18 protein-coding genes and 1 tRNA gene are annotated in these 21,313 nt (G+C 73.0%); 9 read left to right on the plus strand and 10 right to left on the minus strand.

Going from position 1 to position 21,313, the window contains the following annotated elements; all coding sequences use genetic code 11:
* Positions 1-38: 38 nt before the first annotated feature.
* Together AB0I91_RS29675 and AB0I91_RS29680 are read right to left on the minus strand one after the other, a co-directional pair.
* A complete protein-coding gene (locus AB0I91_RS29675) occupies positions 39-1,889 on the minus strand; it encodes an ATP-binding protein (protein WP_499639883.1) in 1,851 nt (616 codons plus the stop codon).
* Positions 1,886-3,310, minus strand: a complete 1,425-nt coding sequence (locus AB0I91_RS29680) for a vWA domain-containing protein (RefSeq protein ID WP_499639884.1) — start codon at positions 3,308-3,310, stop codon at positions 1,886-1,888. The genes AB0I91_RS29675 and AB0I91_RS29680 overlap by 4 nt, the downstream gene beginning before the upstream one ends.
* A 28-nt stretch (positions 3,311-3,338) precedes the next feature.
* On the opposite strand from AB0I91_RS29680, the gene AB0I91_RS29685 reads away from it, so the two are divergent.
* Positions 3,339-3,414: transfer RNA gene (locus tag AB0I91_RS29685), tRNA-Gly, on the plus strand.
* Here the strand turns inward: AB0I91_RS29685 and AB0I91_RS29690 are convergent.
* The 3 genes from AB0I91_RS29690 to AB0I91_RS29700 are packed head-to-tail and all read right to left on the minus strand — an operon-like array spanning position 3,412 to position 5,839.
* Positions 3,412-4,251 carry a hypothetical protein gene (locus AB0I91_RS29690; RefSeq protein WP_499639886.1) on the minus strand — a complete coding sequence of 280 codons (840 nt, stop codon included), beginning with the start codon at positions 4,249-4,251 and terminating at the stop codon, positions 3,412-3,414. The two genes, AB0I91_RS29685 and AB0I91_RS29690, sit on opposite strands and share 3 nt — an antisense overlap.
* Positions 4,252-4,310: 59 nt before the next feature.
* The gene (locus AB0I91_RS29695) at positions 4,311-5,324 is read right to left on the minus strand and encodes a hypothetical protein (protein WP_499608662.1); all 1,014 of its coding nucleotides are present in this window, start codon (positions 5,322-5,324) and stop codon (positions 4,311-4,313) included.
* A 2-nt stretch (positions 5,325-5,326) separates the two neighbouring features.
* Positions 5,327-5,839 carry a SigE family RNA polymerase sigma factor gene (locus tag AB0I91_RS29700; protein ID WP_498786689.1) on the minus strand — a complete coding sequence of 171 codons (513 nt, stop codon included), beginning with the start codon at positions 5,837-5,839 and terminating at the stop codon, positions 5,327-5,329.
* A 233-nt stretch (positions 5,840-6,072) separates the two neighbouring features.
* Here AB0I91_RS29700 and AB0I91_RS29705 point away from each other — a divergent pair, with 233 nt between their 5' ends.
* Positions 6,073-7,077, plus strand: coding sequence for a DUF3558 family protein (locus AB0I91_RS29705; RefSeq protein WP_499608659.1), 1,005 nt, complete (start codon positions 6,073-6,075; stop codon positions 7,075-7,077).
* Positions 7,078-7,104: 27 nt separating this feature from the next.
* On the opposite strand, the gene AB0I91_RS29710 is transcribed toward AB0I91_RS29705, so the two are convergent.
* Positions 7,105-7,830, minus strand: a complete 726-nt coding sequence (locus tag AB0I91_RS29710) for an SDR family oxidoreductase (RefSeq protein WP_498786691.1) — start codon at positions 7,828-7,830, stop codon at positions 7,105-7,107.
* An 83-nt stretch (positions 7,831-7,913) separates the two neighbouring features.
* On the opposite strand from AB0I91_RS29710, the gene AB0I91_RS29715 reads away from it, so the two are divergent.
* Both AB0I91_RS29715 and AB0I91_RS29720 read left to right on the plus strand, forming a co-directional pair.
* Positions 7,914-8,783: a LysR family transcriptional regulator gene (locus AB0I91_RS29715; protein WP_498786692.1), complete on the plus strand. Its 870-nt coding sequence runs from the start codon at positions 7,914-7,916 to the stop codon at positions 8,781-8,783.
* Between the two features lie 140 nt (positions 8,784-8,923).
* Positions 8,924-9,469 (plus strand): EF-hand domain-containing protein, encoded by a 546-nt coding sequence (locus AB0I91_RS29720; RefSeq protein WP_499639888.1) that lies wholly within the window; start codon positions 8,924-8,926, stop codon positions 9,467-9,469.
* 46 nt (positions 9,470-9,515) lie between these two features.
* Here the strand turns inward: AB0I91_RS29720 and AB0I91_RS29725 are convergent, their stop codons facing one another.
* The 4 genes from AB0I91_RS29725 to rhaI all read right to left on the minus strand — a co-directional run bounded on the left by AB0I91_RS29725 (position 9,516) and on the right by rhaI (position 15,012).
* A complete protein-coding gene (locus AB0I91_RS29725; protein ID WP_499639890.1) occupies positions 9,516-10,184 on the minus strand; it encodes a hypothetical protein in 669 nt (222 codons plus the stop codon).
* Positions 10,185-10,301: 117 nt separating this feature from the next.
* Entirely contained in the window at positions 10,302-11,756 is a 1,455-nt protein-coding gene (locus AB0I91_RS29730) for a rhamnulokinase (protein WP_499639892.1), read from the minus strand.
* Positions 11,756-13,795, minus strand: a complete 2,040-nt coding sequence (locus AB0I91_RS29735; RefSeq protein ID WP_499639894.1) for a bifunctional aldolase/short-chain dehydrogenase — start codon at positions 13,793-13,795, stop codon at positions 11,756-11,758. The genes AB0I91_RS29730 and AB0I91_RS29735 overlap by 1 nt, the downstream gene beginning before the upstream one ends.
* Before the next feature lie 56 nt (positions 13,796-13,851).
* Positions 13,852-15,012: an L-rhamnose isomerase gene (gene rhaI / locus AB0I91_RS29740; RefSeq protein ID WP_499608643.1), complete on the minus strand. Its 1,161-nt coding sequence runs from the start codon at positions 15,010-15,012 to the stop codon at positions 13,852-13,854.
* A 213-nt stretch (positions 15,013-15,225) separates the two neighbouring features.
* Between rhaI and AB0I91_RS29745 the strand changes: the two genes are divergently transcribed.
* The 5 genes from AB0I91_RS29745 to rhaS all read left to right on the plus strand — a co-directional run bounded on the left by AB0I91_RS29745 (position 15,226) and on the right by rhaS (position 21,213).
* Positions 15,226-16,236, plus strand: a complete 1,011-nt coding sequence (locus AB0I91_RS29745) for a LacI family DNA-binding transcriptional regulator (protein WP_498786702.1) — start codon at positions 15,226-15,228, stop codon at positions 16,234-16,236.
* Between the two features lie 260 nt (positions 16,237-16,496).
* Complete coding sequence (locus AB0I91_RS29750) at positions 16,497-18,011, plus strand: sugar ABC transporter ATP-binding protein (RefSeq protein WP_499639896.1); 1,515 nt, start codon at positions 16,497-16,499, stop codon at positions 18,009-18,011.
* On the plus strand, positions 18,008-19,057 hold the full coding sequence (locus tag AB0I91_RS29755) for an ABC transporter permease (protein ID WP_499608638.1): 1,050 nt from the start codon (positions 18,008-18,010) through the stop codon (positions 19,055-19,057). The genes AB0I91_RS29750 and AB0I91_RS29755 overlap by 4 nt, the downstream gene beginning before the upstream one ends.
* Entirely contained in the window at positions 19,047-20,078 is a 1,032-nt protein-coding gene (locus AB0I91_RS29760) for an ABC transporter permease (RefSeq protein ID WP_498786700.1), read from the plus strand. The genes AB0I91_RS29755 and AB0I91_RS29760 overlap by 11 nt, the downstream gene beginning before the upstream one ends.
* 49 nt (positions 20,079-20,127) lie before the next feature.
* Positions 20,128-21,213 (plus strand): rhamnose ABC transporter substrate-binding protein, encoded by a 1,086-nt coding sequence (gene rhaS, locus AB0I91_RS29765; RefSeq protein WP_498786701.1) that lies wholly within the window; start codon positions 20,128-20,130, stop codon positions 21,211-21,213.
* The last annotated feature ends 100 nt before the right edge of the window (positions 21,214-21,313 follow it).

A 21,313-nucleotide genomic window follows, 5' to 3' on the forward strand; every position in this document is an offset into this window, starting at 1 on the left:
GCTTGGCGAGCCCCCGCCCGATGAACCCAGTCAGCCGGTCAGCCCTGACGAGCCATCCGCGCGAACGTGTCCACCCAGAACCGCTGCCGGTCCTCGGCGACGCCCACCAGGTAGGTCGCCCGCAGCTTCGGCGGCAGCAGGGCGACCAGCCGGACCACCACCTTGCGGTAACGCCGCAGCTGCGACAGCTCGGCGTTGGCGAGCACCTGGTGGACCACGTCGCTGTCGTTCGTGCCCTCGCCGGACTCCTCGCGCGCCCGCCGCAACCTGCCCTCCCACGCGTCCACCTGCCGCGCCAGCTCGCCCAGCCCGGTGACCCCGCGCTTCGCCAACCGGTCGACCAGCGCGGTGAGCGGGACGGGCGCGTACTCGCCGTCACCGAGGTAGATCGTGGCCATCTCCAGCGGCAGGCCGCGTTCGTGCAGCTTCACCAGCCGCTCGACGGTGCGCTTGGTGATCCACGCCCGGCCGTCGTCGTCGATGTCGTGCTTCCACCACTCCAGCACGGTCTCGGCGACACCGCCGTAGGTGCTGATCAGCCACTCGTTGGCGGGGATGTCCTCCGGCTCGACGGTGAGCGAGGCGGTGAACCTGGTCGCCTGCGCGATGTTGTTGCGCGACACCAGGAGCTTGCGGCCGAGGTGGTACGGCGGGTTCTGGATCGCGACCTGCGCGCGGAGGTTCTCGATCCGCCGGCCGGCCAGCGACCACTCCTGCGTGATCTCCATCAGCTTGGCGAACGCCGCCTTGTCCTTGGGCCGGTTGTACTCGTCCCACACGATCGCCTTCGGCTCACCACCGGTGAACTGCCTGGCCATCAGGTTCTCCAACGTGCCGCCGGCGGTCGGGATCGGCGCGCACAGGTCCTCGACGTTGGTCACCGGCAACGAGAAGTACAGCGGCTCCCGGCCCAGTTCCTCGCGGATCGTCTGCCGCACCAGCTGGGTCTTGCCGCAGCCGGGCGGCCCCTGCAGCAGCACGCTCCACCGGTTGCGCACCGCCGCCCGCAGCACCCGCCGCACGGGGTCGGGGACCGTGGCCGGGTTCGGCACGCCGAGCGCGGTGGCGATCCGGTCGAGGACCTCCGCGGTGCGGTCGCGGTCCCGGCCGCGCCTGCCTTCCGCGCGCGGCTCCACCAGCCGCAACCGCTCCCCGTTGACCAGCGGCAACCCCCAGCGCAGCGGGAAGCCCTCGCGGGCGTTGGCGAGCACGTGGTCGACGGTGCGCGGCGACAGCAGCTCGCGCATCGCCGGGTCGAGCGACTTCCAGACGTCGAACACCCCGCGCAGGTCCCAGTCCCGGTACTTCGCCGCGAGCGTCGTGCGCCACGCGGTGTCGTTCGCGGTGACGCGAGCGGTGACCATCCGGTCGAGGATCGCCAGGTCGCCGCGGCGGGTGGAGGTCTCGGCCAAGGACTCGTTGTCGCTGAGGAACACGCCGACGCAGCCGAGGGCGCGCAGGTCGTGCTCGCCCAACGTCCAGTCGCAGGCGATCTGCATCAACTGCGACTGGATCGTCTCACCGGCCTGCAACGAGTCGTCGATCAGCAGGACGAACCGACTGCCCGGCTTCAGCTGGCTCATCACCAGCTGCCGCAGCACGAGCTCACCGGTGGCCGCGTCGCGCACCGGCGCGTTGATCAGCAGGTCGTCGGGCGTGAGGTTGGCCGCGGGCACGAACACCAGCTCGGTGTCCGGGTACGCCTCGGCGATGTGCGAGAAGAACGTGGCCGTCTTGCCGATGCCGTGCGCGCCGAACACCTGCCCGGTCTGCCCGATGTCGATCATCGCGTCGATGAACGCGGACAACCCCGACCCGCCGGTCCAGCCCTCGGGCGGCACGGGGTAGGTCGCGTTGGGCCGCCACGGCGTGCTCTTCGTGTCGCTCATCGGCCTGCCGTCCGGGTCACTGGCCGCACGCGGTGGCAGGCCATCGGTGGGTCGTGGGCATCCGGCCAGTCGTCGCCGCTCGGCGTGATCAGCCAGATCCACTTGTCGGGCTCGGCGGGCGTGACGTGCGGGGCGTGGCCGTCGGTCAGCACGACGACCGCGTCGGCCCGCTCCTCGAACGGCACGCCGTCCAGCGCGGTGCGGCCCTCGACGTAGTCCACGACGGCCTGGAAGCTCGTGCCGCCGCCACCGAGCACCGCCTGACCGGGTTCGAACGGCATCACCACGCCGTCGAACGACAGCCAGTGCGCCTCGACGCCCTCGATGCGGCCGACCAGCTCGGTCATCCACTCGACCACGCCGGCCGGCATCGAGCCGGACGTGTCGTAGGCGATCACCAGCACCTTGTCGCGCTCCGGGCCGCGGCGCGACAGCACGGGGTCGTGCCCGAGCGCGGCCAGCACCGCGCCCCGCTTCCTCGGGTACACCAGCCGTTCGCCCTGGCGCAGCTTGGACGCCAGCACGTCGACCAGCCACCGCTGCCACCAGTCGACGGTGCCGGTCCGCGCGGTCGTGCCGCGCAACGCGCCCGCGCCGAGCGAACCCCAGATCCGGGCGGCCCGCTCGGACGCGCTCGCGGTGCGGTCCATCAGGTCGAGCAGCTCCGCCTCCGCGCTCCCGTGCCCCCGGCGTGCCGCGAGCAGGGAGTTCAGCAGCACCGAGGACGCGGTCGCGTCGACGGTCTGCTGGTCGGCCGAGACGTGACCCGGCACGAGGTGCGCGCACAGGGGCGCGGGCACCGGCGGGTTGCGCATCCGCTTCAGCTCGCGGTACACGGCCAGGTCCGTGTCCAGGAAGTCGTCGTAGGACAGTGGTTCGAGGCCCTGGGCCGTCAGGTCGGCGACGTAGTCGGTGTGGACCTCCCGCGGGTCCACACCGGTCGGTCGCCCGTCGAGGCGGGGGAGCGCGGCGCGGCGCAGCCGGACCATCGCCACGTGGTTGATCGCGACCTCGGCGGCGATGGCGAACACCGGGTCCTCGCGCAGTTCCGGTTCCGCGAACAGGTGCCGGTGCACCAGGTGGCGCGCCTCGTGGAACAGCACGAACTTGACGCCGTCCAGCCCGATGCCGACGAAGAAGTCGGGGTTGAACAGCAGCAGGCACGTGCCGTCACCGGAGGCGACGACCGCCGCCGTGTCGATCGCCGTGGTCGGGAGCTGGTGACGGCACTTGGAGAACAGCCAGGACGCCACCGCGGACTCGGTCAGCCCGAAGTCCAGCAGCGCCGCCTCCTTGAGCCGCTCGGCCTCGGCGACGACCGACGGCTCGGCCGGCCGCCATGCGACCAGCGCCCGCCGGTCGGTCAGGTCGACGACGTGCCGCTTCCCGTTGTGCCGGCTGATGACCCCTCCTCGGTCCACCTGTCCGCTGTTCACCTACGATCGACGCGACGGGTCGTAGCGCAGGGGCAGACGCACCGCCTTGCCAAGGCAGATCACGCTGGTTCGAATCCAGCCGCCCGTCACCTGAACGAGGCGACCGCGCCGCAGGTGGGCAGCAGCTCCGCCACCGTGCCGGCGAACGCCGGCAGCACCTGGGCGAGCACCGCCCACGCCTCGGGGTTCGCGCCGAGTTCCCGCCGGACGAGCGGCGTGAGGAACTCCGCGGCCTCACGAGCGCGTTCGGGGAACAGGACAGTGCCGGCCTGGAGCACGTCGAGCACGGCCGCCGCGGGTGTCCAGCGCTCGACGTACTCGCGCGGGTCCTCGACGATGCCCGCCCGCCTCAGCCGGTGGGCGAACTTCGGGTGCGACCCGAACCGCGCGCGCACCTCCGGTGGGCAGTCCACGCGGATCGACAGCGCCCACCGCGCGAACCCCGGCAGCGGCTCGGCGCGGTCCGCTTCGGCGATCTCGGGCCAGTCGGCCCTGCCCACGGCACCCGCCGCCACCCGCGCCGCGGCCATGGACCGCGCCTGCCGCAGTTCGCCGACCAGCCCGGACGGGCCGATGACGCGCGGCGGTGCGCCGTGGGAGCAGCCTGGGGTGTCGCACGTCCGCACCACCGGCAGCGGTCCTTGGGCCGTGCCGAACGGGACGCCGCGGTAGATGTCGCGCTTGATCGCGTCGGTGGCGTGCGCGTGGTGGTACGCCAGCGCGTTCGTGGCGGGGTCGTCCCGCTCCAACATCCACAGCAGCACCGACGCCGGCGCCTGGAGCCGCTGGAGCCACCACGCCCACCACCGCGCGGGATTCGCCTCGGGCTCGTCGATCCCGAGGCGTCGCCGCACGGTCGCGGCGTCGTCCGGGTCGATCAACGAGAGCAGGAAGTGCGTACCCGGGACGTTGTTCCCTTTGTCCACGCGCGGATTCTCGCACGGTGACCCTCCGCGTCCACCTGGATCAGGGCCGGGCGCCGTCGTCAGCCGAGCGGTCGTGTGGTCCAGGTCGACCTGTCGTCCGGTGTCGGCACGAGCCGCACGCTCCGGGCGACGGCGAGCGAGGCGGCGGCGTCGGCGGTCCCGCCCCAGACGTCGACCGCGAACCCGGCGGCAACCCCGTAGAGGGTGACCTTGCGCCCGTCCACCATCGCCGGGTGACCGTCCACGGTCTGGTTCACCCCGTTCTGCGAGGCCACCCTCTCACCGTTCTCGACGGCGACCGCGAGGCAGTCGACGAACCGGCCCTCGTCGGCGGGGTCCTCGGTGGCGAAGAGGAGCCCGGTGCGCACGTACGGGTCGCCGGGCGGTCGCAGGTCCGCGGTGGTGCCGACCAACTGGTACGACGCGGGACGTGGAAGCGTGAACGGCACGGTCACCGGCTCGCCGTCGCCGACCCGCACGGCCAGCGCGATGCGGCGCGCGGTCTCGCGGTCCACCTCGCGCTCGGTCCTCACGTCCTGGTAGCTGACGAACGCCCAGGCGTCGTCGGTCCACTGCCAGGCGAGCAGGTCACCGGACGGCCTGCTCATCCAGTAGGCGGGCCGGCCGTCGACGGGTTCGGTCGGCGTGCCGGTCTCCGGCCGCAGCACGCCGCCCTCAGGATCCGCGGCCTGCCTGCCCGGGGCGTGCACGGTCACCGACCCGAGCCCTGTCCACCCGGCGTTGCGCACGCTGATCCGCTGCCAACGCCGTGCGGTGGTGTAGGAATCGGTGACGATGCCCGGCACGTCGGCGACCGTGACCACCCGCCGCATCGGGTCGAAGTCCCGGGTTTCCGCGGCGCGCTGCGACGACGTGGCCGGGTCGACGGACGAGCCCGAGCCGCCCGGCAACCCGAGGACGGGCACCAGGAGCGCCACCGCGGCCACGAGCACCCCTGTGCCGACCCACCGCGTCCGCAGCCGCCTGCGCCCCACCCGGATCGCCCGGTCGACGTCGACCTCGGACGGCGGCAACGGGTCCTCCTCGCGCAGCGGGTCCAGCAGTCGGTCCACGATCAGGCCTCCTTCGCGGTGATGGGCAGTGGGCGCTCGTCGAGCAACCGCCGCATGGTCGCCAGCCCGCGCGCGGTCTGGCTCTTGACCGTGCCGGTGCTGCAACCGAGCGCTCCGGCGACGTCCTCGACCGACATGTCGAACAGGAACCGCAGCACCAGCACCACGGACAGCCTGCGTGGCAGCCGGTCGAGCGCGGCGCGCAGGGTGGCCCGGTCGTCGACCCGGTGGTCCGGCTCCACGGCGACCTCGGGCGCGGAGGCGAACAACGACACGCCCGCCCAGCGCAGCCGCCGCTCGTCGAGGTACACCCGGACCAGGATCCGCTGCACGTAGGCGTCGGTGTTGTCGGCCGCACGCGCGCGCCGCCAGTTGACGTAGAGCTTCGTGATCGCCTGTTGGACGAGGTCGTCACCGTGGTGCGCGTCGCCGCACAGCCGGTACGCGGACCGGCGGAGCCGGTCGAGGCCCGCCCGCACGTACTCCACGTACTCCCGTTCCAACGCCGCCTGCATCGTGCTCCTTCCGTCCCCCTTACCCGTACGACGGGCTCGGGACGCCGGCGGGTTCTCGACGCGGTCGGGTTCCTCGCCCGGCAGTCGGCGAGGGCTCGGTGTCAGGCGTTCACCGGACATCGCGGACCTCGCGTCCCGCCTAGCCTGATCGGCAACGGTGGCGACGCGCGCACCCGCTGTCGAGGGGCAGCGGACGGGGCGCCGCGATCGTCACAGTCGAACGAGGGGTGGGGATGAAGGCGGGGATTCGCCTGCGCGCCGCGCTGGGGGTCGCGGCGCTGGCCGTCGCGGCGGGCTGCGGTCAAGCGATCACGGGTGCGGCGGCTCCCGAGTCGCGATCCGGCGCGGAGCCGACGGACGCCGCCGGGAAGGACCGGAAGACCGGGTTCGACGAGTGCGGTCTCGTCACACCGGCCGAGGTCGCCAAGGCGATCGGCGTGAACGCCATGCACGTCACCGGCCGTTCCGCGGTCACGCAGCCCGACGGCAGCCGTCGCGCCGGGTGCACGTACTTCCCGGAGGACGTCCCGGGCATGCTCGGCCTGAAGATCAGCACGGTGGCCGACACGGACGCCGAGCGGTTCTTCGCGCCGTTCGCCAAGAACTTCCGCAACGTGCAGACGATCCCCAGGCTGGGCGACCGCGCCGAAGCCGTCGCCTACAAGGCGAACGGCACCTCGACCCACTACATCGAGGTCCGCACGCTCGCGGGGAACCGGGGGCTGCACCTGTTCTACACCTACACCGACGGCAGCGCCACCATGCCCAAGGCCGACGGGGCGGCCGCCGCGACGATCCTCGTGCAGGCGCTCGACCGGTTGCCGGACAAGGTGACGATCCCCGACGGGGCGCCGGAAGGTCGGTGCGCGGACGTCGACCTCGGGCCCGCCAAGGAGGTCGTCGGCGCCGAACTGGTGATGGCCCGGTCGGTGGTGTCCGGGGGCGGCGGCATGACGTGCCACTTCAGCGGCGGTGCCGGGAGCCTCGAAGTCAGCCTGTTCACCGACGAGGACCGGGCCGCGAAGGCGGCCGTGCCCCCGGACAAGATCACCCACGCCGACATCGGCGACGGCGCCCGGCTGATGGTCACCGAGGCCAACGCGCTGGACGCCCGGGTCAACGTCGGCGACCAGGTCGTGATGGTGGTCGCGTCCTACGCCGGCAAGGTCACCGAGCCGCGCCCGGCCGACGTCGAACTGGTGCGCACCGTCGTGGACGCGATCACCGACCCGAACTGACGACCACCCGGGCGTTCCGCGGCCCGGTCACCAGGGAACGGCGCCCTCGTCGTCGAAGAAGCCGCCGCGCGGACCGTCGTCGGGCAGGGTGGCGAGCCGGATCGCGATCGCGGCGCCCTGCTCGGGCGTCCGCGGCCCGGCGAAGCCGGTGAAGTCGGTCGCGACGTAGCCGGGGCAGGCGGCGTTCACGATGACCTTCGTGTCGGCGAGCCGGCGGGCGTACTGGGCCGTGACGCTGTTGAGCATCGACTTGGACGGCGCGTACGCGGCCATCACCGGGCCGGTCCGCAACGTGAGCGAGCCCATGTTGCTGGACATGTTGACGATGCGCGGCGAGTCCGCGCGGCACAGCAGCGGGAGCATCGCGTTCGTCACCCGGACCACCCCGAACACGTTGGTGTCCAGGACGGCGCGCAGCACGTCGAGGTCGAGCGTCGTGGGGTCCTGCGCGCCACCGTCGAACCGGCCCGCGATGCCGGCGTTGTTGACGAGCACGTCGAGCCGACCCGCCGTCCGCTCGACGGTCGCCGCCGCGGCCGCGACGCTGTCGTCGGAGGTGACGTCGAGGGCGACCCCGAACGCGTCGACGCCCGCCGCGCGCAACCGCTCGACGGCCTCCTCTCGCCTGGTCTCGTCACGCGCGCCCACCGCGACCGTGAAGCCGATCGCCCCGAGACCCCGTGCGATGGCGAGCCCGATTCCCTTGTTCGCGCCGGTGACCAGCGCGATCTTCGTGTCGTTCACCCGTCCCATGCTCGGCGCGCCACCCGCGCGCGTCCAAGATCGATCCGGTAAGCCCTGATACTCGCCGGGTATCAGGCGGGTAGGCTGCGTCCGTGCACGACCTCGAGACCCGCGAACTCAGGTACTTCGTCGCCGTCGCCGAGGAACTGCACTTCGGACGTGCCGCCGACCGGCTCGGGATCGCGCAGCCGCCGCTGTCGCGCGCGATCAGCCGGCTGGAGCACCGGCTCGGCGTCCGGCTTTTCGACCGGGACCGCCGTGGCGCGGTGCTCACCGACGCGGGCAGGGTGATGCTCCACGAGGCCCGATCGGCTCTCGACGCCGTCGCGGCCGCCGCGCGCCGGACGCGCCGGGCCGCGGACCCGAACCGGCCGCTGGTGCTGGTGACGAAGGCCGGGGCGTCCCACGAACTGCTGCAACGGCTCCTCGACGCGCTCGCCCGCGAACCCGGCGCGCCGCCGGTCGACGTCCTGCTGTGCGAGGTCGGCGAGCAGGCGGGGCTGCTGCGCGACGGGAGCGCCGACGTGGCGCTCATGCACCGGCCGTTCGACGACCTCGCCGGGTTCGACACCGAGGACCTCCACGTCGAGGGCCAGATCGCGCTCCTGCCCGCCGGGCACCCCCTCGCGTCACGCGATCGGCTCACGCTCGCCGAGGTCCGCGACGTGCCGGACCTGCCGATCGCCCGCTGGCCCCGGCTCGACGGGTCCTACCCGGACGGACCCGGGCCGGAGGTGCGCACCCAGTCGCAGCTCGCGCAGCTCGTGGCGCTGGGCAAGGCGCTGCTCGTCATCCCGGCGTCCAGTCGCGCCTGGCAGTGGCCCGACCACGTCGCGGTGCCCGTGGTGGACGCGCCGGACGTCACCACGGTGATCGCCTGGCCGGCGAGCAGCCGCTCACCGGCGATCGCCTCGCTCGTGCGCTCGGCGGCCGGGCTCCGCGACGACGCGCCCGCGGGCTGAGAGATCGTCCGCCAGACCACCCGATCGTGTCGTCCAGAGACCCGTTAGGGCGTTGCCCGGCCCTTCCCGGCCACACCATCCTGTGTGCCGTCCCGGTCAACCGATCACGTCCGTACGGAGGTTTCGTGCCGGTCAACGACATGCTGAAGGCAAAGATCAACCACGGCTTCGCCCACCTGGACGTCGACGGGGACGGGCTGCTCACCGAGCAGGACCACGTCCTCATGGGCAGGAGGGCCGCGGAGGCGCTCGGGCACGCGCCCGACTCGCCGGAGGAGCAGCGGATCGTCGACGCCTACCTGCGGATCTGGCACGACCTGCACCTGCCGCACGTCCCGGGCGGCGGCACGGCCATCTCGCGCGAGCAGTTCCTCGCCTCCACCGGCTCCCTCTCCGACGACCCGGACGCGGCACGGGCCACCGTCGGCGCGCTGGCCGAGGCGTTCTTGGGCATCGCCGACACCGACGTCGACGGCCGGGTGAGCCCCGCCGAGTACCTCGTGTTCCAGCGCGGGCACTTCCCCGGCCTGAGCGAGGCCGAGGCCGCCGAGGCGTTCGAGCACCTCGACTCGGACGGCGACGGCTACCTCACCGCCGAGGAGTTCACCCGCGCGTGCGTCGAGTTCTGGTCCAGCACCGACCCGGACGCGCCGGGCAACTGGTGGATGGGCCCTCCCGTGGCGTGATCCGCCCGCCGGCGGACCGGTCCGACCTCGGCACGACCCGGACCGGTCACTGCCGACGCACCGCGATGTCGTCCTGGGATCGCGGGTCGATCTCGTAGTGCGTGTCGAACTGGCTGCTGAACCCCGTCACGCGGACCGCCCGGCCCACGACCAGACCGGTGAGGTCGATGCCGGTCGGCGTGTTGACGAAGATCGTCAGCTCGCCGGAACCGTCGTCGACGTGGAACTTGTGCCCGTACGGCAGGTCCGACTCCGGCGCCCGGGTGACCGTGGCGGCCACGCGCACCAGCAACCCTTCGGTGGCCTCGCCGACCGCGCCCGTGGCGAGCGGCACGGGACGGATCGACGGGCCCTTGCCGTGCACGCGGACCGCGGCCGGGTCGGCGGGGACGAGGACGAGCAACCCGTAGCTGTCACGCAGCGTGCCGGTCACCCAGACCCGGTCGCGAGGGGTGACGCCCAAGTCGACCGGGACGCTCACGTAGATCCCGGCGCCGCGGTCCTGGATCGCGAAGCCCCGGTCGAAGAAGCTCGACTCGAACGCGCCCGAGGGCGTCGTGGCCGTGCCGCCGACGGTGACCACCGTCCCGAGCGGCAGGCTCCGCGCCTGGCGGATGGGCACCACGTGCCCCGAGGCCTCGGCGGGCGCCGCCAGACCCAGCGAGACGAGCACCAGGACCAACACCGAGCAGATACCGCGCGGCAACGCACGCATGCCGAACCCCTTCCGACCGAGCCGGGCCGAGGTGGACCGGCTGCCCGCCACCATCGCGGTCGCGGGCGCCGGCCGCCCGCGGAAGGGCCGATCGGCTACGGGTCCCCGACCCGGGGGTCAGGGCCCGGCCAGGCGCTCCTCCGCGGCCCGCCACGCCCCGGAGTCGCCGCTCGGCTCGTACCGGACCACCTCGGCCGAGGACCGCACCACGTCCCGCAGGGCCGCCAGACCACCGGTGACGACGCCCAATGCACGGGCCTGGACCAACGCGTTGCCGTACGCGGCGGCCTCGACCGGTCCCGCCACGACCGGCAGGCCGCAGGCGTCCGCGGTGAGTTGGCAGAGCAGCCGGTTGCGCGCGCCGCCACCCACGACGTGCACCACGTCGACCTGCCGCCCCGACAGCTCGGCGGCCTGGCGGACCGCCCGGCGGTGGGCCAGCGCCAGGCTGTCCACCACGCACCGGACGATCGCCGCGGGTGTCGAGGGCGGGGTCTGCCCCGTCCGCGCGCAGGCTTCCCGGATGCGGGCGGGCATGTTCCCCGGCGGGATGAACGCCGGGTCGCCCGCGTCGACCACGGCGGCCGGCCCCGGCTGGTCCCGCGCCGCGTCGAGCAGCCCCGCCAGCTCCGGATCACCCCACTCGCGCAGGCACTCCTGCAACAACCACAGGCCCATCACGTTGCGCAGGTAGCGGACCGTGCCGTCCACGCCCAGCTCGTTGGAGAAGTTCGCCGCACGACTGGCCTCGGTGAGCACCGGGGCGTCCAGCTCCACCCCGACCAGCGACCACGTCCCGGTGGCCACGTAAGCGAAGTTCGGCGTCGCGGCCGGCACGCCGACGACCGCCGACGCGGTGTCGTGCGACCCGACGGCCACCACCGGGACCGGCCCGGTCAGGCCGGTCTCCGCCAGGACGTGGTCGTGCAGCGCGCCCACCTCGGCGCCCGGCTCCACCAGCGGCGTGAACAGCCCGTCCGCGATGTCCAGGCGCGCCGCCAGCTCCGCCGACCACGTGCGCGTCCGCGCGTCGAGCAGGCCGGTGGTGGAGGCGTTGGTGACCTCCGTGACGCGGGCGCCGGTGAGCCAGTGCCCGAGCAGGTCGGGGATGAGCAGCAACCGCTCCGCCGCGCCCAGTTGCGGCGTGCCGCGGGCCGCCGCCAACTGGTAGACCGTGTTGAACGGCAGCACCTGCAACCCCGTGACCCGGTACAGCTCGGCCGCCGGCACCCGGGCGTGCACGGCCTCGGGCACCCCGTCGGTGCGCCCGTCGCGGTAGTGCACCGGGTTGCCGAGCAACGCGCCGGTGGCGTCCACCAGGCCGTAGTCGACCGCCCACGAGTCGATGCCGACCGCGTCCAGCCGCGGCCCGGCCGCCCGCAGGCCGTCGAGCACGCCCCGGTACAGGCCCAGCACGTCCCAGTGCAGCGTGCCGCCGAGCCGCACCGGCCCGTTGGGGAACCGGTGGCTCTCCACGAAGCTCGCCCGACCGGGAGCGATGTCGAAGGCCATCACGCGTCCGCTCGACGCGCCGAGGTCGACCGCCGCTACCCGGACCGCACCCCCGCCCATCAGCGCAGGAACGCGGCGGCGACGCCGGAGTCGACCGGCACGTGCAGGCCGGTGGTCTGCGACAGGTCGCCGCCGGCGAGCGCGAAGACGGCGGCGGCGACGTGCTCGGGCAGCACCTCGCGGCCCAGCAGCGTGCGCTTGGCGTAGTAGGCGCCCAGCTCCTCCTCCTTGACCCCGTACACGGCGGCCCGCTGCGCGCCCCAGCCGCCGGCGAAGATGCCCGAACCGCGGACCACGCCGTCGGGGTTGACGCCGTTGACCCGGATCCCGTGCGGCCCCAGCTCGGCCGCCAGCAGCCGCACCTGGTGCGCCTGGTCGGCCTTGGTCGCGCCGTAGGCGACGTTGTTGGGCCCGGCGAACACGCCGTTCTTGCTGGAGATGTAGACGATGTCGCCGCCCATGCCCTGCTCGACCATCACCTTCGCGGCGGCCCGCGACACCAGGAACGACCCCCGCGCCATCACGTCGTGCTGGAGGTCCCAGTCGCGCACGGTCGTCTCCAGCAGCGGCTTGGAGATCGACAGACCGGCGTTGTTCACGACCAGGTCGACACCGCCGAACGCGAGCACCGCCTCGGCGAACGCCCGCTCCACGGCCGCTTCGTCCGACACGTCCGCGGCCACGCCGATCGCCACGTCCCGGTCGCCGATGCCGTCCGCGACCGCCGCCGCGCGCTCCGCGTCGAGGTCGGAGACGACCACGCACGCGCCCTCGGCGGCCAACCGCTCGGCGATGGCCTTGCCGATGCCCGAGCCCGCGCCGGTCACCAGCGCCACCCGCGTGGCCAGCGGCTTCGGCTTGGGCATCCGGGCCAGCTTGGCCTCTTCCAGCGCCCAGTACTCGATGCGGAACTTCTCCGACTCCGGGATCGGCCGGTAGGTCGACACCGACTCGGCGCCGCGCATCACGTTGATCGCGTTGACGTAGAACTCGCCCGCCACGCGCGCGGTCTGCTTCGTGCGGCCGAACGAGAACATGCCGACGCCGGGCACCAGCACGATCGCCGGGTCCGCACCGCGCATCGCCGGCGAGTCCGGGGTCGCGTGCCGCTCGTAGTAGGCGCGGTAGTCCTCCCGGTACGCGGCGTGCAGCTCCTTGAGCCGCGCGACGACCTCGTCCACGCCCGCCGTGCCCGGCAGGTCGACCACCAGCGGCTTGACCTTGGTGCGCAGGAAGTGGTCCGGGCACGACGTGCCCAGCTCGGCCAGCGGCGCGAGCTTCGCCCGGGACAGGAAGTCCAGCACCACGTCGGTGTCGGTGAAGTGCCCCACCTGCGGCAGGTCGGTCGACGCCAGGCCGCGGACGACCGGGAAGAGCGCCGCCGCCCTGGCCCGCCGCTCGGCCTCGGGCAGCGGCTCGTTGCCCGGCACCACCGCGCCGAACGGCTCGGCGGACCCGTGCCGCGCCAGGAACTCCTCCGCGGTCCGGATGATCTCCGCCGAGTGCGCCTCGCACTCCTCGGACGTGTCGCCCCACGCGGTGATCCCGTGCCCGCCCAGCACGCACCCGATCGCCCGGGGGTTCGCCGCCTTGATCGCCGCGATGTCCAGGCCGAGCTGGAAACCGGGCCGGCGCCAGTCCACCCACGCCACCCGGTCGCCGAAGCACCGCTCGGTCAGCTCCCGCCCGTCGGCCGCCGTCGCCAGCGCGATGCCCGAGTCGGGGTGCAGGTGGTCCACGTGCGGCGCGTCGACCAGCCCGTGCATGGCCGTGTCGATCGACGGCGCCGCGCCGCCCTTGCCGTGCAGGCAGTAGTCGAACGCGGCGACCATCTCGTCCTCGCGGTCCACGCCGGGGTAGACGTCCACGAGCGCGCGCAGCCGGTCCATCCGCAGCACGGCCAGCCCGGCGGTGGTGAGGGTGCCCAGGTCGCCGCCCGAGCCCTTCACCCACAGGAGCTCGACCCGGTCACCGGTCACCGGGTCGGTGTCGCTGCCCTTCGCGGAGGTGTTGCCGCCCGCGTAGTTGGTGTTGCGCGGATCGGCGCCCAGCCGGTTCGAGCGGGCTACCAGCGCCGCGGCGGTCGTGTTGTCGGTCATGTGCGGGAAGCTCCTCGTGGACGAGCGGTGGCGAGGTGTGCCGGGGTGTCGGGAGGTCAGAGCCAGCCGGCCTGCGTGCCGCCGACGCGCGCGGCGGCGATCTCGTCGGCGTAGCCGGACGCGCGGTAGGCGGCCATCGGGTCGCGGGGGAGGCCCTTGGCCTCGCGGCGGTCGGCCAGCACGCCGCGCACGTCGGTGTGGAAGGCGTCCATCAGCACGTCGTGCGCGCCGATCACGTCACCGGCGTCCTGGGCGGCGGCCAGCGCCTCGGCGTCGACGAGCAGCGCCTTGGCCAACGCCTGCTCGACGTTGAGGACCGACCGGATCTGGCCCGCGATCTTGTCCTCGAGGTTGTGGCACTGGTCGAGCATGAAGTTCACCCCGGACCCGGGGCGGTGCGCGCCGACCGCGACGATCTCGACCATGATCCGGAACAGCTGGAACGGGTCGGCCGAGCCCACGATCAGGTCGTCGTCGGCGTAGAAGCGGGAGTTGAAGTCGAACGCGCCGAGCCTGCCCGCCCGCAGCAGCTGCATGACGATGAACTCGATGTTCGTGCCCGGCGCGTGGTGACCCGTGTCGAGCACGACCTGCGCGCGGTCGCCGAGCGCCTGGCAGTGCAGCAGCGCCGTGCCCCAGTCGGGCACGTCCATCGCGTAGAAGTACGGCTCGAAGAACTTGTACTCCAGCAGCAGCCGCTGGTCGGGCCCCAGCGCGGCGTAGATCTCGGTCAGCGACCCGGCCAGCCGGTCCTGCCGGGCGCGCAGCGAGTCCTGCCCCGCGTAGTTCGTGCCGTCGGGCAGCCACAGCTTCAGGTCGGCCGAGCCGGTCTCCGCCATCACCTTCACGCAGTCGAGGTGGTGCGCGACGGCCTTGGCCCGCACGCGCGGGTCCGAGTGCGTCAGCGAGCCGAGCTTGTAGTCGTCGTCCTGGAAGAGGTTCGAGTTGATCGCGCCGATCCGCACGCCCTGCTCCTCGGCGTGGGCGGCCAGCGCGGCGAAGTCCTCGACCCGGTCCCACGGGATGTGCAGGGACACCCGCGGCGCCAACCCGGTCAGGGCGTGCACGCGCGCGGCGTCGGCGATCTTCTCGAACGGGTCGCGCGGCGTGCCCGGTGTGGTGAACACCTTGAACCTGGTGCCGGAGTTCCCGTACGCCCAGCTCGGCACCTCGACGGTGAACCCGTCGAGTTCCGACAGCACCTCCTGCAGGGACATCACACGTCGTTCCTCTCGGCAGCGGGGTCAACCGGTGTGGCGCCGACGGTAGCCGACCTTGGAACGTTTCACAACGGCCCTGACGTGGGTCGAATCGGTTGTCCGGCACACCGTTGCCTCCCTGCTAGGCTTCGCGATGACGCAGGTATCCGGACGTTTCACCCCGGACTCGCGTCGATCACGAAGGAGGGTGGGGCGGTGTCCGCGCCGAGCATGAAGGATGTCGCCGCGCACGCGGGCGTGGCCGTTGGCACGGTGTCGAACGTGCTCAACCACCCGGAGCTGGTCGCCGAGAGCACCCGCAAGCGGGTGCAGGACGCGATCGCCGAACTGGGCTTCGTGCGCAACGAGTCGGCGCGCCAACTGCGCGGCGGCACGAGCCGCACCCTCGCCTACGTGGTGCTCGACACCCGCAACCCCTTCTTCACCGACGTGGCCGCCGGTGCGCAGCAGGTGGCGGAAGGCGCGGGCCTGGCGATGTTCCTGTGCGACGGCGGTGAGGACCCCACCCGCCAGGCCAGGTACCTCGACCTGCTCGAACAGCAGCGGGTGGAGGGCATCCTCATCACGCCGGTCGACGCGGACGACCCGCGCCTGGCCGCGCTGGCCCGTCGGGGGACGCCCGTCGTGGTCGTCGACCGCGGCGCGGGGCCGGACCGCTGCTCGGTGTCGGTCGACGACGTGCTCGGCGGCGACCTGGCCGCGTCCCACCTGCTCGACGCCGGGCACCGCCGGATCGCCTTCGTCGGCGGGCCGCGCTCGATCGGCCAGGTGGCCGACCGCCTGACGGGCGCCGAGCAGGCGCTCGCCCGCGCCGGCGCCGAGCCGCTCACCGTGCTGGAGACGGCGCGCCTCGACGTCGCCGAGGGCAGGCGGGCGGGCGAGCGGCTGGCCGGCCTGCCCGCGTCCCGGCGCCCGACCGCCGCGTTCTGCGCCAACGACATGCTCGCGCTCGGCCTGCTCCAGCAGGCGGTCCGGCTGGGCCTGCGCGTGCCGCACGACCTGGCGATCGTCGGCTACGACGACATCGAGTTCGCGGCCGCGGCGGCGGTGCCGTTGACCTCGGTCGCCCAGCCGCGCCAGCTCCTCGGCCGCACGGCGGCGGAAATGCTGCTGGCCGAGGCGCGGCACCCGAAGGGGCACGTGCACCAGCAGCGGGTGTTCGAGCCCGAACTGGTGGTGCGCGAGTCCACCAGCATGCGCCGACTGGACGGCGTCGCCTGAGCGGGCAGTGCCTTGGGCCGTGCCGTTCGGGAGCGATTCCGGAATACCGGTGACGCGTAGTCGCGCGCGAAATTCCGCCCTTCCTATTGAAACGTAACACCAAAAGCCGGTGCGGCGGACCGCAGGTTTGAGCACGATGACGCAACGATGAATGCCTCATCCCGGAAGAGTTGCCGCACCGTCGTTGACGATTGGTCTGAACTACCCCTAGCCTCGCGCATCAGCACCGCATTGAAACATTTCAGTGAAGGAGGCGCCGGATGGATCGGGCACACGCGACTCCACTGCTGGAGGTACGGGGTGTCTCCAAGTCGTTCGGCGCCGTGGCGGCCGTCCGCGAGGTGTCGTTCCCGCTGCACGGCGGCGAGGCGCACGCGCTGGTCGGGGAGAACGGCGCGGGCAAGTCGACGATCGTGAAGATGCTCGCCGGCGTGCACGAGCCCGACGCGGGCGCGATCGTGCTGGACGGCGTGGCGCAGCGGTTGGCCGGGCCCGCCGCCGCGCGGGCGGCCGGCATCGCGGTCATCTACCAGGAGCCCACGCTGTTCCCGGATCTCTCGGTCGCGGAGAACATCTTCATGGGCCGCCAGCCGCTGGGCCGGTTCGGGCGCATCGACCGGGCGGCGATGAGGGCCGAGGCGGTGCGGCTGTTCGACCGGCTCGGCGTCCGCCTCGACCCGGACCGCGCCGCGCGCGGCCTGTCGATCGCCGACCAGCAGCTGGTCGAGATCGCCAAGGCGCTGTCCCTGCACGCGCGCGTGCTCGTGATGGACGAGCCGACCGCCGCGCTGTCCGGTGTCGAGGTGGAGCGGTTGTTCGCGGTGGTGCGTGCTTTGTGCGAGGAGGGCGCGGCGGTCCTGTTCATCTCGCACCGCTTCGACGAGGTGTTCTCGCTGTGCCAACGGCTCACCGTGCTGCGTGATGGCACGTGGGTGTCCACGGACCCGGTGGCCGACCTCACCGTCGACCAGGTCGTGCGGCGGATGGTCGGTCGCGACGTCTCGACGCTGTTCCCCAAGGAGGACGTCGAGCCCGGTGACGTCGTCCTGGAAGTCGACGGGTTGAGCAGGCAGGGCGTGTTCTCCGACATCGGGTTCTCGGTGCGGGCGGGCGAGATCGTCGCCCTCGCCGGGCTCGTCGGCGCCGGTCGCAGCGAGGTGGTGCGCGCGGTGTTCGGGATCGACCGCTACGACGCGGGCGAGGTGCGGGTGGCGGGGGAGCGGCTGCCCGCCGCGACGCCGGCCGCCGCCGTGGCCGCCGGGATCGCGCTGGTGCCGGAGGACCGCCGCCAGCAGGGCCTGGTGATGGAGATGTCGATCGAGCGCAACGCGACGCTCACCCGCCTGAAGCCGCTGGCCCGCCTCGGCTTGCTCGGCGGCGGGCGCGAACGCCGTTCGGCGCGGGAGTGGACGACGCGGTTGCAGGTCAAGTACGGGCGGTTGGCCGACGCCGTCGGCACCCTGTCCGGCGGCAACCAGCAGAAGGTCGTGCTGGCCAAGTGGCTGGCGACCGGCCCGAGGGTGCTGATCGTCGACGAGCCGACGCGCGGCATCGACATCGGCACGAAGGTCGAGGTCCACCGGCTGCTCTCGCGGCTGGCGGCCGACGGCGTCGCGGTGCTCATGGTGTCCTCCGAGCTGCCCGAGGTGCTGGGGATGGCCGACCGCGTGCTCGTCATGCACGAGGGGCGGATCACCGCCGAGCTGGACCGGGCCGGGGCGACGGAGGAATCGGTCATGTTCGCGGCCACCGGCCGGAAGGAGGCAGCCGCGTGAGCACCCCGCCGACGGCACCCGCCGCGCCACCGGCGACGGCGGACGGGAGCAGCAGGACCCGGTTCGTCCACAAGCTGTGGCTGGCGCGGGAGTTCGGCATCGTCGTGGCGCTCGGGCTGCTCGTGCTCGTGACCGCGGTGGACAACCCCGCGTTCCTGTCACCGCAGAGCCTGCGCGACCTGGTGCTGGGCGCGGCGATCCTGGTGGTCCTCGCGGTCGGGCAGACCGTGGTGATCATCTCCCGCAACATCGACCTGTCGGTGGGCGCGGTGCTCGGCCTGGTCGCGTTCGCGACCGGCAAGCTGCTCAGCTCGGCGCCGGGCACGCCGACCGCGGTCGCGGTCGGGATCGGCATCGGGCTGGGCGCGGTGTGCGGTGTGGTCAACGGCGTGCTGGTGGCCGCGGCGCGGGTGCCCGCGCTGGTGATCACGCTCGGCACGCTCTACGCGTTCCGCGGCGTCGACCACTCGTGGGCGAAGGGCCGGCAGATCAACGCCTCCGACCTGCCGCGCTCGTTCCTCGACCTGGGCACCTGGACCGTGCTCGGCGTACCCGTGCTCGCCGTCATCGCCGTCGTCGTGATGCTGCTCGTCGGCTTCTACCTGCGGTCCTACCGCAGCGGGCGCGAGCTGTACGCGATCGGCTCGGAACCCGCCGCCGCACGGCTGTCCGGCATCCCGGTCGGGCGCCGGGTCTTCACCTCCTTCGTCCTGTGCGGGGCGCTCGCCGGCCTGGCCGGAGTGCTGTACGCGGCGCGCTTCGGCACCGTCGACGCCACCGTCGGCACGGGCATCGAGCTCCAGGTCGTCGCCGCGGCCGTGGTCGGCGGCGTGGCGATCTTCGGCGGCAGCGGCAGCGTCTACGGCGCCGCGCTCGGCGCACTGCTGCTGACCACCATCGGCAGCTCCCTTGCGGTGCTGCGGATCAACCCGTTCTGGCAGCAGGCCGTGGTCGGCGGCCTCATCCTCGCCGCGATCGGACTGGACCGGCTGCTGGCCGTCCGGGCGGCGAACCGCTTGCGAGGGAGGTCGTCGCATGGCGCGTGACACGGTGGCGGTGGACGTCGCGGGGCCGCCGGCCGAACCGACCGCGGGCGTGCTGCGCTCCGCGTTGCTCCGGTGGGACACCGCGCTGCTCGTGGTGCTCGCAGGGGTCGCGGTGGTCGCCGGGGTGCTGGTCGAGGGGTTCGCGAGCGGGCGCAACCTCCAGTTCCTCCTGCTGGACGTGATCGCGATCGCGCTGATCGCGCTGCCGCTGACGCTGATCGTCATCACCGGCGAGATCGACCTCTCGGTGGCCAGCACGCTCGGGCTGTGCAGCGCGGTGATGGGCCGGTTGTGGGTGGCCGGTCTGCCGCTGGAGCTGGTGGTGGTGCTCGTCGTCGGTCTCGGCGCCGTGCTGGGCGCGGTGAACGCGGTGTTCGTGACCAGGTTCGCGCTGCCCTCGCTCGCGGTGACCATCGGCACGCTGGCCGCGTACCGGGGGCTGGCGTTCGTGGTGCTCGGCGACCAGGCCGTGGCCGACTTCCCGTTCAGCTGGACCGACGCCGCGAGCAGCACCGTCGCCGACGGCGCCGTGCCGTGGGCCGCGGTGGTCACGATCGTGCTCGCGGTCGTGTTCGGCGTGGTGCTGCACGCGACCCCGTTCGGCCGGTCCCTCTACGCGATGGGCAACAACGCCGAGGCGGCGACGTTCGCCGGCATCCGCGTCGCCCGCGCGAAGTTCTGGCTGTTCGTCGCCTCCGGCGCGGTGGCGGGCCTGGCCGGGGTGTACTGGACGCTGCGGTTCGCCAGCGCGCGGGCCGACAACGCCGCGGGCCTGGAGCTGGCCGTGGTCGCCGCCGTCCTGCTCGGCGGCGTCTCGATCTTCGGCGGTCGCGGCACGTTGCTCGGCGTCCTGCTGGGCGTGCTGCTGCTCGGCGCGGTCCGCAACGCCCTCCAGCTCGCCGACGTCGCCGCGGACACGCTGAACGTGGTCACCGGCGGACTGCTCATCGCCTCGGTCGTGGTGCCGAACGTGGTCACCATGGCCCGTGCCCGGTGGCGACGGCGAAGCCGCACCCCGTGACCCGCAGACCACTCGCGACAACGAAGTCACCGCCGAGAGAGGGAGAACCATGTCCACCCAGCCCAAGCGCACCCTGCGCCTCGGCCTGATCGCCACCACCGTGGCGGTCGTGCTGGTCGGCGCCGCGTGCGGTGGCACCACCCGCGGGTCCGAGGACAACGCCAACCCCACGGGCAACCGGGCCACCGGCCAGGCGAACCCCGACGCGCCGCTGGCCGAGGGGCTCGACGTGGGGTTCCTGCCCAAGCAGATCAACAACCCGTACTTCACCGTGGCCGACGGCGGCGGCAAGAGCGCCACCGAGGAGTTCAAGGGCCGGTTCAAGGAGGTCGGCCCCTCCGAGGCCAGCGCCTCGTCCCAGGTCAGCTACATCAACACGCTGTCGCAGCAGCAGACGGACGTCATCGTGACCTCCGCCAACGACCCGAACGCGATCTGCGGCGCGCTCAACAGCGCGCGGCAGGCCGGCGCCAAGGTCGTCACCTTCGACTCCGACACCAAGCCCGAGTGCCGGGACGTGTTCGTCAACCAGGCGACCGCCGAGGGCATCGCGCGGAACCAGGTCGAGCTGATCGCCGAGCAGATCGGCGGCGAGGGCAAGATCGCGATCCTGTCGGCGACGCCGAACGCGACCAACCAGAACGCGTGGATCGAGCTGATGCGAGAGGAGCTGAAGAAGCCCGAGTTCGGCAAGATCGAGCTCGTCACGGTCGCCTACGGCAACGACGAGGACCAGAAGTCGTTCCAGGAGACCCAGGGCCTGCTGCGCTCCTACCCCGACCTGAAGGGCATCGTCTCGCCCACCACGGTCGGGGTCGCGGCGGCGGCGCGCTACCTGTCGGGCTCGGAGTACAAGGGCAAGGTGGCGCTGACCGGCCTCGGCACGCCGAACCAGATGCGCGAGTTCGTCAAGGACGGCACGGTCGAGGCGTTCGCCCTGTGGAACCCGGCCGACCTCGGCTACCTCGCCGCCTACGCCGGCGCCGCGCTCGCGTCCGGCCAGATCACCGGCGCGGAGGGGCAGAAGTTCAAGGCGGGCAAGCTCGGCGAGTACACCATCGGCGCGGACGGCGTCGTGGTGCTCGGCCCGCCCACCGTGTTCGACCAGGCCAACATCGACCAGTTCGACTTCTGAGCCCGCGGGCGCGGGGGGGGGGGCCCGGGGCCCGGCGGCCGCCGGCCCCGCCGGCGCTCCCACCGGCGGCGGGAACGAGGGGGGGGGCGCCGGGGGCAGG

Source organism: Actinosynnema sp. NPDC049800 (assembly GCF_040656635.1).
In the GTDB taxonomy this organism is placed as follows: domain Bacteria; phylum Actinomycetota; class Actinomycetes; order Mycobacteriales; family Pseudonocardiaceae; genus Actinosynnema.